Below are 16,165 nucleotides of genomic sequence, written 5' to 3'. Positions count from 1 at the left end.
AATCCTACGATAAAACGTAGGATTTTTTATTTTATTTTTTCTTTATTGGTCGCTGCCAACCTTGAATATGTCGTTGAGCAACTCTTGTAATCACTAATTCATTTTCGCCTACATCACGTGTAATTGTTGTGCCTGCACCAATAGTTGCACCACTTGCGACTTTCACTGGCGCGACTAATTGTGTATCAGATCCCACAAATACATCATCACCGATGATCGTTTTAAATTTATTTGCACCATCGTAGTTGCAGGTTATAACACCCGCTCCAATATTACAATTTGAGCCGATTTCAGAATCGCCAACATAAGTTAGATGATTAACTTTAGAACCTTTACCAACGATAGATTTTTTAATTTCTACAAAGTTACCGACATGCGTTTCAGCTGCGAGTTCTGCACCTGGGCGTAAACGAGAAAATGGACCAATTGCGGCTTTTTCTCCCACTACGGAATCCTCTAGCACAGAATAAGGTTTTATTTCTACACCATTACCAATAACAACATTTTTCAATACGCAACCTGCGCCAATTTTTACGCTATCACCGAGTTTAACACTACCTTCGATAATAACATTAACGTCGATTTCCACATCTTTTCCATGTTCTAATGTTCCACGTAGGTCAAAGCGAGCGGGATCGTAGATCATTACGCCTTCAAGTAATAATTTGGAGGCTTGTTTATTTTGGAAATAACGTTCAAGTGCGGCTAATTGTAAGCGATTATTTGCGCCTTCAACTTCCATGACATCTGTTGCTTGTACAGCAATAACTTGGCAATTATCCTGGTTTGCGAGAGCAATAAGATCCGTTAAGTAATATTCGCCTTGAGCATTATTATTGCCTACACGAGCGAGCCATTTTTTGAAACTTGCACCATCAGATACCATAACGCCAGTATTTACTTCTTTAATATTTAGTTGATCTGCATTTGCATCTTTTTGTTCTATAATTGCCACAACATTCCCATTTTCACGGATAATTCGTCCATAGCCTGTTGGGTTGTCTAAATTTACGGTAAGCAATGCAATGCCATTTTCTGGTTTCGCTTTAATTAATTTTTCTAATGTTTCTTTAGTTATTAATGGTGCATCGCCGTAAAGTACAACAATATTTTCGTTATCCTTAAAGAAAGGTGCCGCTTGTTGAACTGCATGTGCTGTGCCAAGTTGTTCTGTTTGTAATACCCAGTTTACTTGTTCATTTGCAAGATGGGTACGCATTAAGTCCCCACCGTGACCATAGATTAAATGAATATTTTCTGAGCCTAATTGATGGGCAGTATCAATCACGTGTTTTACCATTGGTTTACCAGCGATTGTATGTAGCACTTTAGGTAAATCGGAATACATGCGAGTTCCTTTTCCAGCTGCTAAAATTACCGCACTTAATGCTTTTTTTGTCATAGATTTTCTCTTTATTCATCAATAATGGGTAATATTCTATCGTAGAAAGATAGCGAATGGTAAGTTTTTAAGTAAAAGCTATAACAGACTTTTAGATAAGAAAAAAACCGACGGTTTCCCATCGGTTTTTTGAATTTTAAAGTGGTTAAAATAGAAATTATTTAACTTCTACTTCTGCACCCGCTTCTTCTAATTCTTTCTTAAGTGCTTCAGCTTCTTCTTTAGAAACGCCTTCTTTTAAGTTAGCTGGAGCAGATTCAACTAAATCTTTAGCTTCTTTTAAGCCTAAACCAGTTGCACCACGTACTGCTTTAATTACTGCTACTTTGTTCGCACCTGCAGATTTAAGTACAACGTCGAATTCAGTTTTTTCTTCTGCTGCCGCTGCACCGCCTGCTGCTGGAGCTGCTGCTACTGCTGCCGCTGCTGAAACACCGAATTTTTCTTCCATCGCTGCGATTAATTCAACGATTTCAGTTACAGTTTTTGAAGCAATCGCTTCAATGATTTGTTCGTTAGTTAATGACATAACAATCAATTCCTAAAATAAATAAAGTTAGATGAAGTAAGAAACGCTTAATGATTAAGCTGCTTCTTGTAATTTGTCGCGTAATGCCGCGAAGGTGCGAGCAAGTTTGCCTGCTGCAGCTTCTTTCATTGTGCCCATTAAACGTGCAATCGCTTCTTCGTAAGTTGGTAATGTTGCCAAGAATTCAACATCTTGGATTTTACCTTCAAAGGCTGCACCTTTAATTTCAAACTTATCGTTTGCTTTAGCAAACTCTTTGAACAAACGAGCAGCTGCGCCCGGGTGTTCGTTAGAGAACGCGATAAGTGTTGGACCTACAAACGTATCTTTTAAGCATTCGTAATCTGTGCCTTCAACTGCGCGACGTAATAAAGTATTACGAACTACACGCATTGTAACGCCAGCTTCACGTGCTGATTTACGTAATTCAGTCATTTTCTCAACAGTTACACCGCGAGAATCCGCGATTACTGCTGAAAGTGCACCTTTGGCTGCTTCATTTACTTCAGCAACAATTGCTTGCTTGTCTTGAAGATTTAATGCCATTGGCTTTTAGCTCCTGAATACACTCCGATTACTCGGAATTAATTTACCTAATCCTAAGACTAGGATGACTTCGGCGCCCAGAAGCAAGAAAAATTCTTATTCTGTTCACCATCTACGTAGGATAATTAAGATTACTCCCCTACGGTCTTGGATGGGGCTTGAATAGGTCAAGCACCAACCAGAAATTTGTTAGATTGACTAACACAGGCGCTGGATTATAGAGAAAAGCTATGTTCTTGTAAAGAATATTGTTGAAAAAAGAGCCAAATTCCTATGATAGTTTTTCTACTAATTCCTCTGCAGCCCCAATATAAGTAGCGGGTGTTAATTTTTGTAAACGTAATTTTTCTTCTTGTGGAATATCCAACTTATCAATAAATTCACGCATAGCCTGTTCTGTCACTCGTTTACCTCGCGTTAATTCTTTTAATTTTTCGTAAGGTTTTTCTATTCCATAGCGGCGCATTACGGTTTGAATTGGTTCAGCCAAAACTTCCCAGTTTTGATTGAGTTCTTCTAATAAGTGCGGTTGATTTACTTCAAGTTTACTAATGCCTTTGCGCGTTGAAGCATAAGCAATCAAACAATAACCTAATCCTACGCCTAAATTACGTAATACGGTTGAATCTGTTAAGTCACGCTGCCAGCGAGAAATTGGTAATTTTTGACCTAAATGGGTCATTACTGCATTGGCTAACCCTAGATTGCCCTCTGAGTTTTCAAAATCAATTGGATTGACTTTATGTGGCATGGTTGAAGAACCAATTTCGCCTGCAATAGTTCGTTGTTTAAAGTGATTTAATGCAATGTATCCCCATAAATCACGATCAAAATCAATGATAATGGTATTAAAGCGTACTACTGCATCAAAAAATTCAGCAATGTAATCGTGCGGCTCAATTTGCGTGGTATAAGGATTCCATTGAATACCTAATGAAGTGACAAATTCTTCGCTGAATTTATGCCAATCAATATTAGGATATGCCGATAAATGCGCATTATAGTTACCTACTGCGCCATTGATTTTACCTAAGATTTCCGCGTTCTGAAGTTGTTTAAATTGACGTTTTAGGCGGTAAACGACATTCGCCATTTCTTTGCCCACTGTGCTTGGTGAAGCTGGCTGACCATGTGTGCGAGAAAGTAATGGGATCGTTTTATATTCTTCTGCAAGACGAGTGATTTCATCAATCAGTTTTTGCCATTCTGGTAAAATCACTTCGTCACGAGCGGTACTTAACATTAATGCGTGAGAGAGGTTGTTAATATCTTCTGAGGTGCAAGCGAAATGAATAAATTCGGAAACGTTCATTAGTTCCACTTCATTTTGAATTTTCTCTTTCAGAAAATACTCAACGGCTTTCACATCGTGATTGGTTGTGCGTTCAATTTCTTTAATACGCGCAGCATCGGTCTCATTAAAATTAGCCACAATTCCATCTAAAAAAGCATTTGCTTGCATAGAAAATGTCGGTACTTCAGTAATGTCTGCCGTTGAAGCTAATTTTTGTAACCAACGAACTTCCACAGCTACACGGAATTTCATTAACCCGAATTCGCTAAAAATAGCACGTAATGGCGTTACTTTATCTTGATAACGACCATCAAGAGGAGAAAGTGCGGTCAGTGTAGAGAGTTGCATAAATGTTTGCTCCAGAATTGTATTAATAAATAGAAGAATAAATCTGTTTTGCGGTGGCAAGTAATTTTCTGCGGAAAAATAAAATTTGCCATTTTGTTCCGCCCATTTGTTTCCATAGCACAGCAGAGCGAATGCCTGCAAGTAGCACTGCACGAATTTTATTTTGCACGAGTTCTTGTCGCAAATAATCAGGTGAGCCTAGTATGTGAATTTTTTTGCCCAATGGGCTAATAACGTCGCTGTAAATATTTGCCATAATAGATAGCATTGTTTCACTATCGCGAGCGTAATGAATTTCCTGTTCTTTTAGGCGAGAAATTCGATTGCCTAATGTTTGTTTGGCATCGGGATTTTTCGATAATTTCCCTTCTAATGCCAAAAGGCTTAGCCAATAGCGAGTTAAATTTTGATCGCCTTGCGCGTTGAGCTGATCAATTAAGGTTTCTAGACCTAATTTTAAATGACGAACTTCTCCACCAAAAACATCTTCGATTTGTTGTGGTTGGGTAATGAAAAGGCTATTAAGTGCGGTTAAAAATGTATCTGAATCTGCTCGACTTTCTGTTGCAAGTTGATGAACCAATTTTGCTGATTGGCACACTCCAGCAAGGGCAAGAACAATATCGTGGTAGTTTTTCATTAGAAAATATTAGGAAAACGTTTCCGTTAAATATAGCATTTTTAACCTAGCTTTTGAACTCGAACATTAAAAAAGCCTAGAGTTTCTGATATGATGAGCGAACAGTTTTAAGGTATTAAGGATTGATTATGGCAAAACCAATTGTTTTTAGTGGCGTGCAGCCTTCTGGTGAATTAACTATCGGAAATTATTTGGGCGCGTTGCGCAACTGGGTGAAAATGCAAGAGGATTATGAATGTATTTTCTGCGTAGTTGATTTACATGCGATCACTGTGCGTCAAGATCCTGTTGCCCTTCGCAAAGCAACGCTTGATGTGCTTGCACTTTATTTGGCGTGCGGAATTGATCCAAATAAAAGTACTATTTTTGTTCAATCTCACGTTCCTGAACACACGCAATTAAGCTGGGTGTTAAACTGCTACACCTATTTCGGTGAAATGAGCCGAATGACGCAATTCAAAGATAAATCAGCGCGTTATGAAGAAAATATTAACGTGGGTTTGTTTGATTATCCTGTGTTAATGGCGGCGGATATTTTACTTTATCAAGCAAAAAGCGTGCCTGTTGGCGATGACCAAAAACAACACTTAGAAATTACGCGTGATATTGCAAATCGCTTTAATGCGCTCTATGGCAATATTTTCACTATTCCTGAAATTTTCATTGGAAAAGCAGGTGCGCGTATTATGTCATTGCAAGATCCTGAAAAGAAAATGTCAAAATCAGATGATAACCGCAACAACGTGGTGACACTTTTAGAAGATCCAAAATCTGTGGCGAAGAAAATTAAACGTGCCGTAACAGATTCAGATGAACCGCCTGTTGTTCGTTATGATGTGCAAAATAAAGCGGGGGTATCCAATCTTTTAGATATTCTTTCTGCGGTTACGGATAAGCCAATTGCGGATCTTGAAAAAGAATTTGAAGGTAAAATGTACGGACATTTAAAAACTGCAGTAGCGGATGAAGTCTCAACTTTACTTGCTGGTTTACAAGAACGTTTCCATCAATATCGTAATGATGAAGCTTTATTAGATAATATCTTACGACAAGGTGCGGAAAAAGCGCGTGCAAAAGCCCAAGAAACCTTGGCGAAAGTGTATGAAGCAGTAGGTTTTGTTGCTGCAAAATAATCTGAATAAAAGGGATAATATTATGGCAATTCAAACTGAAAAACCGATTGAATGTGTAGGTTGTAACACATTTGATATGAAATCACTTTTCGATAATCGTGATTGTAGTCAGGTTATTGAATATATTTATGACGGTGAAGAACAAGCGCAAGAAGCGCTCGCATTTTTTACCCAGAAAGCGCGTGATGTAGAAAGTGAACCTTGTAAAATTCAATCTGAAATTACAAAAGTGGATGATGGTTATTTATTAAAGGCAAATTTCACTTTTTGTTGCCAAGCTGAATTGGTGATTTTTCAAATGCGTATTGCGTAAGAAAAACAGCTGAAAAATAAGCCGCACTTTTGCGGCTTATTTTGAACCTATCCCAAACGTAGGGTGGGCTTCAGCCCACCAAAATATCTTACGATTGTTTGTTGGTGGGCTAAAGCCCACCCTACAATTACTGAAATTACAAAAGTGGATGATGGTTATTTATTAAAGGCAAATTTCACTTTTTGTTGTCAAGCTGAATTGGTGATTTTTCAAATGCGTATTGCGTAAGAAAAACAGCTGAAAAATAAGCCGCACTTTTACGGCTTGTTTTGAACCTATCCCAAACGTAGGGTGGGCTTCAGCCCACCAAAATATCTCACGATTGTTTGTTGGTGGGCTAAAGCCCACCCTACAATTACTAAAGAAATCTACGTAGTCGATAAAAGAGTGATTAAAAATTGCATTTTGATGATTTTAAAATACGGCTTACAAACAAAAGTGCGGTCAAAATGATTTTCTTTTATGCTGATACAAAGCAATTAGGATTTTGTACTTATTATACTTTTTCATTTTGATATTGATTAGATAAATTGAATTATTTAATATATGACAATTATTATCATTAAAAATAAGGAAACCTATGGCCAACTTTAAATTCAGCCTGCTTGCTTGCTCTATTGCATTTGCATTAAATGCAAGCACAGCCTATGCTGCCCAACCAACCAACCAACCAACCAACCAACCAACCAACCAACCAACCAACCAACCAAAATAGTAATGTTTCTGAACAACTAGAACAAATTAATGTATCTGGTTCTACCGAAAATAGTGATACAAAAACACCACCAAAAATTGCTGAAACAGTAAAATCAGCAAAAAAATTAGAAAAAGAACAGGCACAAGATGTTAAAGATCTCGTACGTTATGAAACAGGGATTACTGTCGTAGAGGCGGGACGTTTTGGAAATAGTGGCTTTGCCGTTCGAGGAGTAGATGAAAACCGTGTAGCCGTTCAAATAGATGGATTGCATCAAGCAGAAACAATTTCTTCACAAGGATTTAAAGAATTATTTGAAGGCTATGGAAACTTCAATAACACGAGAAACACTGCAGAGATTGAAACCCTCAAACAAGTAACCATTCGTAAAGGTGCAGACTCGCTAAAATCAGGGAGTGGTGCATTAGGTGGTTCAGTGAGTTTTGATACAAAAGATGCAAGAGATTATTTACTTAACAAAAATTACTATGCTTCCTATAAAAGAGGCTATAACACCGCAGATAACCAAAATCTTCAAACACTTACCCTCGCTGGGCGTTATAAATATTTTGATGCTATTGCGGTAATTACATCACGTAAAGGTCATGAATTAGAAAACTATGGTTATAAAAATTATAACGATAGAATACAAGGTAGAGAAAGAGAAAAAGCCGATCCTTATCGAAGAACACAAGAAAGTAAACTGTTAAAATTTGCTTTTCAACCCACTGAAAATCACCGCTTGTCTGTAGTGGTAGATTTATATAAACAAACGTCTAAAGGTCATGACTTTTCTTATACTCTAAAACCAAACACGGAGTATATGACCTATGACGAGGTAGAATTACGCCATACCAATGATAAAGTGGATCGTAAAAATCTTGCGTTTACTTATGAAAACTTTACCGAAACACCTTTCTGGGATACCTTAAAAATCAGTTATTCTCATCAAAAAATCACGACTACAGCAAGAACCGATGATTATTGCGATGGGAATGACAAATGTGCCTTGGCGGGAAATCCGCTTGGAATGAAATATAATAAGGATAATCAACTTGTTGGAAAAGATGGTAATCCTGCTAAATATAAAGATCTTGATAAAGAGAATACAAAAAAAGAAAGAGCAGAATTAACTCACACTCACGAAAGATGGTTATGGAAGAAAGTAGATTGGAATGCTGTTCAAGCAAAACATCCTGAAGCCAAAATACAAAAATATTGTTTAAACAATGAATCTGATTCCTTTTGCACTTACGAAGTAAAAACTCGTCAAAAAGAAAACACCTTTGAAATCAATGGCAAAAAATACAATCTATTATCTGAAGCAGATAAAAACGTTATCTCTGATGAACAAAGATTGCCGACTAACGTCAGTTATCTTTTTAGTTGTGATGGATTAAATTGTGATAAAAAAATGATTCAAGGATTTAAAAAAGATGGAACTACTGAAAATATTCCTTTTGAGGTAATTTACAAAAATGGCAAAAAATATGCTAAAACAGAAGTAAAAGCCAAAACTCAGCTATCTGGTCCATTCCTTTTTATGCCAAATAAAAAAGGTTATCAAACGAATCTTTGGACACAACGTGATTTAACGAGTGAAACTAAACAAATTAACCTTGACTTAACCAAACATCTTGAATTAGGTAAAACACAGCACGATTTGTCTTATGGTGGCTTGTGGTCTGAAATGGAAAAATCAATGACCAATATCTCTGGCGATTCTCCGCTGAATGTAAAATGGTGGGCACAATATCCACATAATTGTGATATCTTTTTACCATCATCTACACCAAATGGAGCACCAACATTAAACCCAGAGCGAACAAATACATTATGTAATAATAGCAATGTGTATTCTTTCCTGATTCCCGTGAAAACGAAAACAGGTGCGTTGTATTTTATTAACGATTTCCGTGTGAACAGCCATATCGCCTTTAATTTTGGTTATCGTTATGATCGCGTGAAATATGACCCCGAGTATATCCCAGGAAAAACACCAAAAATTCCTGACGATATGGTCGTTAATCTTTATGTAAAACAGCCGACATTTGATGATACAAAAGTAAATCTTCCTCCTGAAGAGTTAAGGAAAAAAGAAGCTAATGCTGCTGCAAACATTAAAGCAATTGCTCAACCTAAAAAATTCTCTGCAAGTTCTTATTCTGTGGGGACAACGCTTGATCCGTTAAATTGGTTACGCTTACAAGCAAAATATGGTAAAGCATTCCGTGCACCAACAAGTGATGAAATTTACTTTACTTTCTTGCATCCAGATTTTTCTATTCGACCAAATAGAGATCTTCAAGCAGAAACGGCAAAAACAAAAGAGCTAGCTTTAACCTTACATAACGAAATAGGTTACGTGACGACTTCTGTTTTTGACACACGCTATCGTAATTTTATTGATTTAGCCTATAAAGGTCTTTATAACGTTCAGAGACATTCAAAACTAAGACCATATCACACATATCAAAATGTAAATAGACCAAATGCTAAAGTAACAGGCTGGGAAATTGCTTCTCAAATCTCCTTAGGTAAGATTACTCAATTCCTTAACGGTTTGAACCTAAGCTATAAATACACCTATCAAAAAGGCAGAATAGACGGCGGCATCCCAATGAATGCCATTCAACCAAAAACCTCTGTTTATGGCGTGAGTTATGCTCATCCTGCTGATAAATTTGGCTTAGACCTGTACTTTACTCACGTCTCTGCCAAAAATGCAGAAGATACTTATAATATGTTCTATAAAGAAGAAGGCAAAACAGACAGCACAATTAAATGGAGAAGTGAATCTTATACAACCATTGATTTGTTAGGATATATCAAACCAATTAAAAATCTTACTTTAAGAGCAGGGGTATATAATTTAACCAATAGAAAATATATTACTTGGGATTCTGCGAGATCAATTAGACCATTTGGTACAAGTAATATAATTGACCAAAAGAGTGGATTGGGTATCAACCGCTTCAACGCACCAGGCAGAAACTATAGAATGTCAGTTCAGTTTGAGTTTTAGTTATCTCTAAAACCCAAAGTGATATTATTTATAGGGTCGGCTTATGCCCCCTATAACAACTGAAATTACAAAAGTGGATGATGGCTATTTATTAAAGGCAGATTTCACTTTCTGTTGCCAAGCTGAATTGGTGATTTTTCAAATGCGTATTGCGTAAGAAAAACAGCTGAAAAATAAGCCGCACTTTTGCGGCTTATTTTGTTTTTAGGATTAGCTTTCTACAAAGCTTAAGGCTGTTTCAACCACTTCAATTCCTGCGCCTTGTTTAAACGCATTTTCGCTTAAATAGCGTCGCCATTGACGAGCACCTTTGCAATTTTGGAATGCGCCTAATATATGACGGACGATATGATTAAGGTGTATGCCTTGGCTAAGTTGTTTTTCAATATAAGGAAGCATTGACCGTACCGCTTCATGAGCGGTAACAATTGGTGCGTTAGGATCAAATAAGGCTTGGTCAATTTGCCCAAGTAAACTTGGATTTTGATAAGCCTCTCGCCCAACCATCACGCCGTCCACATATTGCAAATGTTGCTTCATTTCTTCAATGGTTTTTATACCACCATTAATTGCAATAGTTAGATGTGGAAAATCACGTTTTAGTTGATACACCCGAGTATAATCTAATGGCGGAATTTCTCGATTTTCTTTGGGACTTAACCCCGAAAGCCAAGCTTTTCGTGCGTGGATAATAAACTCTTGGCAACCTTTTCCTTGAACTTTTTCAATAAAATCACATAAAAATTCATAGCTATCTAATTCATCAATACCAATACGCGTTTTCACAGTGACTGGAATTTTGACCGCACCTTGCATTTGTTCTACACAGTCTGCCACCAAATCTGCTTTCGCCATTAAGCAAGCACCAAACATTCCATTTTGTACGCGATCAGAAGGGCATCCTACATTAAGATTAATTTCGTGATAGCCTCGTTCCTCAGCAAGTTTTGCGCAATATTTGAGTTGTTCAGGATCGCTTCCTCCCAGCTGTAACGCAACGGGATTTTCTTGTAAATCAAAATCCAAGTGGTCATATTTTGCGTGGATAATCGCTGGTGCTGTGACCATTTCAGTGTAAAGTAATGCGTGCTTTGAAAATTGGCGATGAAAATAACGACAATGGCGTGTTGTCCAATCTAACATTGGTGCAACAGAAAAACGGCCGCGGTAAAAGTGCGGTAGATTTTGAGGCATTTTTATTTCTCTTGTTCGGTTTTGCTACGTAATTCTTCGGCTTGGCGAGCTTGCATTTGCTGGAGAAAACAGCCTGCAGCAAAGTGGTAAAATGGTTTTGGGCTAAATTGGTGCGAGATTATGGATGCAATAATGCTGGAAATCAAGAGCCAAATGAGAACGGGTTGTGCACCTGTCATTTCCATTACAATAACACTGGCTGTAACTGGCGATTGTGTGCAGCCAGCTAAAAATGCCACCATACATAAAATCACCAAAAAACGTTGATCAACCATACCACCACTTAGATCCCAAAGCATTGTGCCAATGCCTGCGCCTGTTGTCAGTGATGGGGTAAAGATACCACCGGCAATACCATTCCTAGGGGTAACACAAACCAAACTGCAACAGGATATTTAGATGACCAGTGAGCATTTAGTTCTAATCCAAAATCAGATAATTTAGTAAATATTTACATATATAAAATAAAAAAGTGCGGAGAATTTTCTCCGCACTTTTCTTTTTGTTTCTTCTGTCTTTTATCTTTAAGACATTCAGGAATCCATCAATTATTTGATGATTTTTGCAACAACGCCCGCACCTACTGTACGGCCACCTTCACGGATTGCGAAACGTAAACCTTGATCCATCGCAATTGGGTGGATTAAGCTTACTGTCATCTTGATGTTATCGCCTGGCATTACCATTTCCACGCCTTCTGGTAATTCGATTGTACCAGTTACGTCTGTTGTACGGAAATAGAATTGTGGACGGTAACCTTTGAAGAATGGAGTATGACGACCACCTTCATCTTTTGATAATACGTATACTTCTGATTCAAAATCAGTGTGTGGTGTGATTGAACCTGGTTTCGCTAATACTTGACCACGTTCGATTTCTTCACGTTTGGTACCACGTAATAATGCACCGATGTTTTCACCTGCACGACCTTCGTCAAGTAATTTACGGAACATTTCAACACCTGTTACAGTAGTTTTCGCTGTATCTTTGATACCGACGATTTCTACTTCATCACCAGTACGGATGATACCACGTTCTACACGACCAGTTACTACTGTACCACGACCTGAGATTGAGAACACATCTTCGATTGGAAGAAGGAACGGTTGGTCAATCGCACGTTCTGGTTCTGGGATGTAAGTATCTAAGTGACCAGCTAATTCTAGGATTTTTTCTTCCCATTCTGCTACGCCGTTTAATGCTTGTAATGCTGAACCACGTACGATTGGCGTGTCGTCACCTGGGAAGTCATATTGAGATAGAAGTTCACGCACTTCCATTTCTACTAATTCTAATAACTCTTCGTCATCTACCATATCGCATTTGTTTAAGAATACGATGATGTATGGTACACCTACTTGGCGACCTAATAAGATATGTTCACGAGTTTGTGGCATAGGACCATCTGTTGCTGCTACTACTAAAATAGCACCATCCATTTGCGCCGCACCGGTAATCATGTTTTTAACATAGTCGGCGTGTCCTGGACAGTCTACGTGTGCATAGTGGCGAGTTGGTGTATCGTATTCAACATGTGAAGTGTTGATGGTAATACCACGCGCTTTTTCTTCTGGCGCGTTATCGATTTGGTCAAATGCACGCGCTGCACCACCGTAATGTTTTGCTAATACGGTTGTGATTGCTGCTGTTAAAGTTGTTTTACCGTGGTCAACGTGGCCGATTGTACCCACGTTTACGTGCGGTTTTGTACGTTCAAATTTTTCTTTAGACATTGCTAATGTTTCCTAAGAAGTGCGGTATAAAACAATCATATTTTACACCGCTGGTTTACAAAAATTATTTTTTACGCGCTTCAATTACTGCAGCTGCCACACTTGTTGGAGCTTCAGCATATTTTAACGGTTCCATTGAGTATGATGCACGACCTTGAGTTTGTGAACGTAAGTCTGTTGCATAACCGAACATCTCAGAAAGTGGAACTTCTGCATCGATTTTAACAACAAACTCGTTCGCTTCTTGACCGTTTACCATAGCACGACGACGGCTTAAATCACCAATTACATCACCAACATATTCAGGTGGAGTTTCAACTTCAACTTTCATAATTGGCTCAAGTAATACTGGGTTTGCTTTTGAGAATGCCGCTTTAAATGCTAAAGACGCAGCAAGTTTAAACGCCAACTCAGATGAATCCACATCATGGTATGAACCGAAATGTAAACGTACACCAAGATCAACTACTGGGTAACCCGCTAATGGACCAGATTTAAGTTGTTCTTGAATACCTTTATCAACGGCTGGAATGTATTCACCAGGGATTACACCACCTTTGATTTCGTTTACAAATTCATAACCAGGACCTTCTGGATCTAATGGGTATAAGTCGATAACAACATGACCATATTGACCGCGACCACCAGATTGTTTAGCGTGTTTACCTTCCACATCATTAACACGAGTACGGATAGTTTCACGGTATGATACTTGTGGTTTACCAATATTAGCTTCCACTTTGAACTCACGTTTCATACGATCAACAATGATATCTAAGTGCAACTCACCCATACCAGAAATAATGGTTTCACCAGATTCCTCATCTGTGTGAACACGGAATGAAGGGTCTTCTTGTGCTAAACGACCTAATGCTAAGCCCATTTTTTCTTGGTCAGCTTTAGTTTTTGGTTCTACCGCAACAGAAATTACTGGCTCTGGGAATTCCATACGCTCAAGGATAATTGGCGAATCAATTGCACATAATGTATCACCAGTAGTTACATCTTTTAATCCGATAGCTGCTGCGATATCACCTGCACGAACTTCTTTAATTTCTTCACGTTTATTAGCGTGCATCTGTACGATACGACCAAAACGTTCACGTTTTTGACGTACAGAATTCAATACTGTATCTCCAGAATTAATAACACCAGAGTATACACGGAAGAATGTTAAGTTACCTACAAATGGGTCAGTTGCAATTTTAAATGCTAATGAAGAGAATGGTTCTTCATCACTTGCATGACGCTCACCCTCAGTTTCATCTGGGTTGATACCTTTAATTGCAGGGATATCAGTTGGTGCTGGTAAGTATTCAACAACTGCGTCAAGCATTGCTTGAACACCTTTGTTTTTGAATGCAGAACCACAGGTTACCAAAATAATTTCATTTGCTAATACGCGCTGACGTAATGCTGACTTAATTTCTTCTTCAGTTAAGTCTTCGCCACCTAAGTATTTTTCCATTAATTCTTCTGATGCTTCAGCTGCCGCTTCAACAAGATTTTGACGCCATTCTTCACAGTCTGCTTGCATATTTGCAGACACTTCTTCATAAGTGAAAGTCATACCTTGGTCTGCTTCATTCCAGTTGATCGCTTTCATTTTGATCAAATCAACTACACCAGTGAAGTTTTCTTCTGCACCAATTGGAAGTTGAAGTGGAACCGCATTAGCACCTAAGCGGGTTTTTAATTGTTCAACAACACGTAAGAAGTTCGCTCCAGTACGGTCCATTTTATTTACGAACGCAATACGCGGAACTTCATATTTATTAGCTTGACGCCATACGGTTTCAGATTGTGGTTGAACACCACCAACCGCACAGTAAACCATTACTGCGCCATCAAGAACACGCATAGAACGTTCTACTTCAACAGTAAAGTCCACGTGTCCCGGAGTATCGATAACATTGATACGATGTTGTGGGAATTGTTGTGACATACCAGACCAGAATGCAGTTGTTGCCGCAGAGGTAATGGTGATACCACGCTCTTGTTCTTGTTCCATCCAGTCCATCGTTGCTGCACCATCGTGCACTTCACCGATTTTGTGGCTAACACCAGTATAGAATAAGATACGCTCAGTAGTAGTGGTTTTACCCGCATCAATGTGCGCACTGATACCGATATTACGATATCTTTCAATAGGGGTTGTACGAGCCATTATTATAACCTTGTTTATTTAATATCAGTTTATATAAGGGTAAGGCTTCATCAATGATGAAGCCCTTTAAATTCAAAAACTTATTACCAACGGTAGTGAGCAAATGCTTTGTTAGCTTCAGCCATGCGGTGAACGTCTTCACGTTTTTTCACTGCTGCACCTTTATTATCTGAAGCATCAGATAATTCGTTTGCAAGGCGTAAAGCCATTGATTTATCACCACGTTTACGTGCTGCTTCAACGATCCAACGCATACCTAATGCGTTACGACGTACAGGGCGCACTTCAACTGGTACTTGGTAAGTAGAACCACCAACACGACGAGATTTAACCTCAACAGTTGGACGTACGTTTTCAAGTGCAACTTCAAACGCTTCTAAAGGTTCTTTACCTGTGCGTTGTGCTAAAGTTTCTAAAGCACCATAAACGATTGATTCAGCAACGGATTTTTTACCGTCTACCATGATTACATTAATAAATTTTGCAAGTAATTCTGAACCGAACTTCGGATCTGGAAGAATCTTGCGTGCTTCAACACTACGACGACGTGGCATTGCGAATTTCTCCGTATTTTAATCTTCAGGATATCCAAAACCCATCAGCAATATTTCTCATTGAGAAAATTTGCAGCGCAAAGCGCTTTTTGACTGGAGTTTATGGTTTAAATTGTTTTGCTAATTTAGACGTTTGGCCTTACTTAACGGAGAACCATTAAGCTTTAGGACGTTTAACGCCGTATTTAGAACGACCTTGTTTACGATCTTTAACGCCTGCGCAGTCTAATGCACCGCGTACTGTGTGGTAACGCACACCCGGTAAGTCTTTAACACGACCACCACGGATTAATACAACACTGTGCTCTTGAAGGTTGTGACCTTCACCACCGATATAAGAAGTTACTTCAAAACCGTTAGTTAAGCGGATACGACATACTTTACGTAACGCTGAGTTTGGTTTTTTAGGAGTTGTAGTATATACACGAGTACATACACCACGTTTCTGCGGGCAAGCCTCTAATGCAGGAACGTTGCTTTTTACAACCTTTTTCACACGCGGTTTGCGTACTAGCTGGTTGATAGTTGCCATTAAAAAAGCTCCAGTTTAAATGTTATTCAAGAATAGAATGTTGTTCAAAAAATCTACT

The 16,165-nt window shown here is 38.4% G+C and carries 15 protein-coding genes and 2 pseudogenes; 6 read left to right on the top strand and 11 right to left on the bottom strand.

Translation table 11 applies throughout. The features are described from left to right. Positions 1 to 31: 31 nt before the first annotated feature. From glmU to hflD, 5 genes are all read right to left on the bottom strand, one after another. Positions 32 to 1,402, bottom strand: coding sequence for a bifunctional UDP-N-acetylglucosamine diphosphorylase/glucosamine-1-phosphate N-acetyltransferase GlmU (gene glmU, locus DV356_RS08260; protein WP_118806812.1), 1,371 nt, complete (start codon positions 1,400 to 1,402; stop codon positions 32 to 34). 157 nt (positions 1,403 to 1,559) lie between these two features. Then, complete coding sequence (gene rplL, locus DV356_RS08255) at positions 1,560 to 1,931, bottom strand: 50S ribosomal protein L7/L12 (RefSeq protein ID WP_005650892.1); 372 nt, start codon at positions 1,929 to 1,931, stop codon at positions 1,560 to 1,562. A 54-nt stretch (positions 1,932 to 1,985) separates the two neighbouring features. Further along, the gene (rplJ, locus tag DV356_RS08250) at positions 1,986 to 2,477 is read right to left on the bottom strand and encodes a 50S ribosomal protein L10 (protein WP_005626605.1); all 492 of its coding nucleotides are present in this window, start codon (positions 2,475 to 2,477) and stop codon (positions 1,986 to 1,988) included. A 271-nt stretch (positions 2,478 to 2,748) separates the two neighbouring features. Beyond that, entirely contained in the window at positions 2,749 to 4,119 is a 1,371-nt protein-coding gene (gene purB / locus DV356_RS08245; protein WP_118806811.1) for an adenylosuccinate lyase, read from the bottom strand. 22 nt (positions 4,120 to 4,141) lie between these two features. Further along, positions 4,142 to 4,759: a high frequency lysogenization protein HflD gene (gene hflD / locus DV356_RS08240; RefSeq protein WP_048942755.1), complete on the bottom strand. Its 618-nt coding sequence runs from the start codon at positions 4,757 to 4,759 to the stop codon at positions 4,142 to 4,144. A 128-nt stretch (positions 4,760 to 4,887) separates the two neighbouring features. Between hflD and trpS the strand changes: the two genes are divergently transcribed. From trpS to DV356_RS08215, 6 genes and pseudogenes are all read left to right on the top strand, one after another. Further along, entirely contained in the window at positions 4,888 to 5,892 is a 1,005-nt protein-coding gene (gene trpS, locus DV356_RS08235; protein WP_042594690.1) for a tryptophan--tRNA ligase, read from the top strand. 22 nt (positions 5,893 to 5,914) lie between these two features. Continuing rightward, on the top strand, positions 5,915 to 6,205 hold the full coding sequence (locus DV356_RS08230) for a YfcZ/YiiS family protein (protein ID WP_118802701.1): 291 nt from the start codon (positions 5,915 to 5,917) through the stop codon (positions 6,203 to 6,205). A 129-nt stretch (positions 6,206 to 6,334) separates the two neighbouring features. Next, positions 6,335 to 6,433 (top strand): annotated as a pseudogene (locus DV356_RS09870) (DUF406 family protein); the annotation flags it as partial. Positions 6,434 to 6,785: 352 nt separating this feature from the next. Further along, positions 6,786 to 6,920, top strand: a complete 135-nt coding sequence (locus tag DV356_RS09955) for a PT domain-containing protein (protein ID WP_239994853.1) — start codon at positions 6,786 to 6,788, stop codon at positions 6,918 to 6,920. Then, the gene (locus DV356_RS08220) at positions 6,856 to 9,927 is read left to right on the top strand and encodes a TonB-dependent hemoglobin/transferrin/lactoferrin family receptor (RefSeq protein ID WP_239994854.1); all 3,072 of its coding nucleotides are present in this window, start codon (positions 6,856 to 6,858) and stop codon (positions 9,925 to 9,927) included. Before DV356_RS09955 ends, DV356_RS08220 begins: the two co-directional genes overlap by 65 nt. A 52-nt stretch (positions 9,928 to 9,979) precedes the next feature. Beyond that, a pseudogene (locus DV356_RS08215) lies at positions 9,980 to 10,084 on the top strand (DUF406 family protein); the annotation flags it as partial. Positions 10,085 to 10,137: 53 nt separating this feature from the next. Here the strand turns inward: DV356_RS08215 and dusA are convergent. From dusA to rpsL, 6 genes are all read right to left on the bottom strand, one after another. Beyond that, positions 10,138 to 11,121, bottom strand: coding sequence for a tRNA dihydrouridine(20/20a) synthase DusA (gene dusA / locus DV356_RS08210; protein WP_118802703.1), 984 nt, complete (start codon positions 11,119 to 11,121; stop codon positions 10,138 to 10,140). Between the two features lie 2 nt (positions 11,122 to 11,123). Beyond that, complete coding sequence (locus DV356_RS08205; RefSeq protein WP_269460551.1) at positions 11,124 to 11,516, bottom strand: chloride channel protein; 393 nt, start codon at positions 11,514 to 11,516, stop codon at positions 11,124 to 11,126. 153 nt (positions 11,517 to 11,669) lie between these two features. After that, positions 11,670 to 12,854 (bottom strand): elongation factor Tu, encoded by a 1,185-nt coding sequence (gene tuf / locus DV356_RS08200; protein WP_005654658.1) that lies wholly within the window; start codon positions 12,852 to 12,854, stop codon positions 11,670 to 11,672. 64 nt (positions 12,855 to 12,918) lie between these two features. Then, a complete protein-coding gene (gene fusA / locus DV356_RS08195; RefSeq protein WP_118806809.1) occupies positions 12,919 to 15,021 on the bottom strand; it encodes an elongation factor G in 2,103 nt (700 codons plus the stop codon). An 83-nt stretch (positions 15,022 to 15,104) separates the two neighbouring features. Beyond that, positions 15,105 to 15,575, bottom strand: coding sequence for a 30S ribosomal protein S7 (gene rpsG, locus DV356_RS08190; protein WP_005626581.1), 471 nt, complete (start codon positions 15,573 to 15,575; stop codon positions 15,105 to 15,107). 157 nt (positions 15,576 to 15,732) lie between these two features. Continuing rightward, positions 15,733 to 16,107, bottom strand: a complete 375-nt coding sequence (gene rpsL, locus DV356_RS08185; RefSeq protein WP_005543325.1) for a 30S ribosomal protein S12 — start codon at positions 16,105 to 16,107, stop codon at positions 15,733 to 15,735. Positions 16,108 to 16,165: the final 58 nt, after the last annotated feature.

The sequence above is a fragment of the Haemophilus influenzae genome (genome assembly GCF_003494325.1).
In the GTDB taxonomy this organism is placed as follows: Bacteria; Pseudomonadota; Gammaproteobacteria; order Enterobacterales; family Pasteurellaceae; genus Haemophilus; species Haemophilus influenzae_I.
This window is presented reverse-complemented; position numbering and strand designations above follow the sequence as displayed.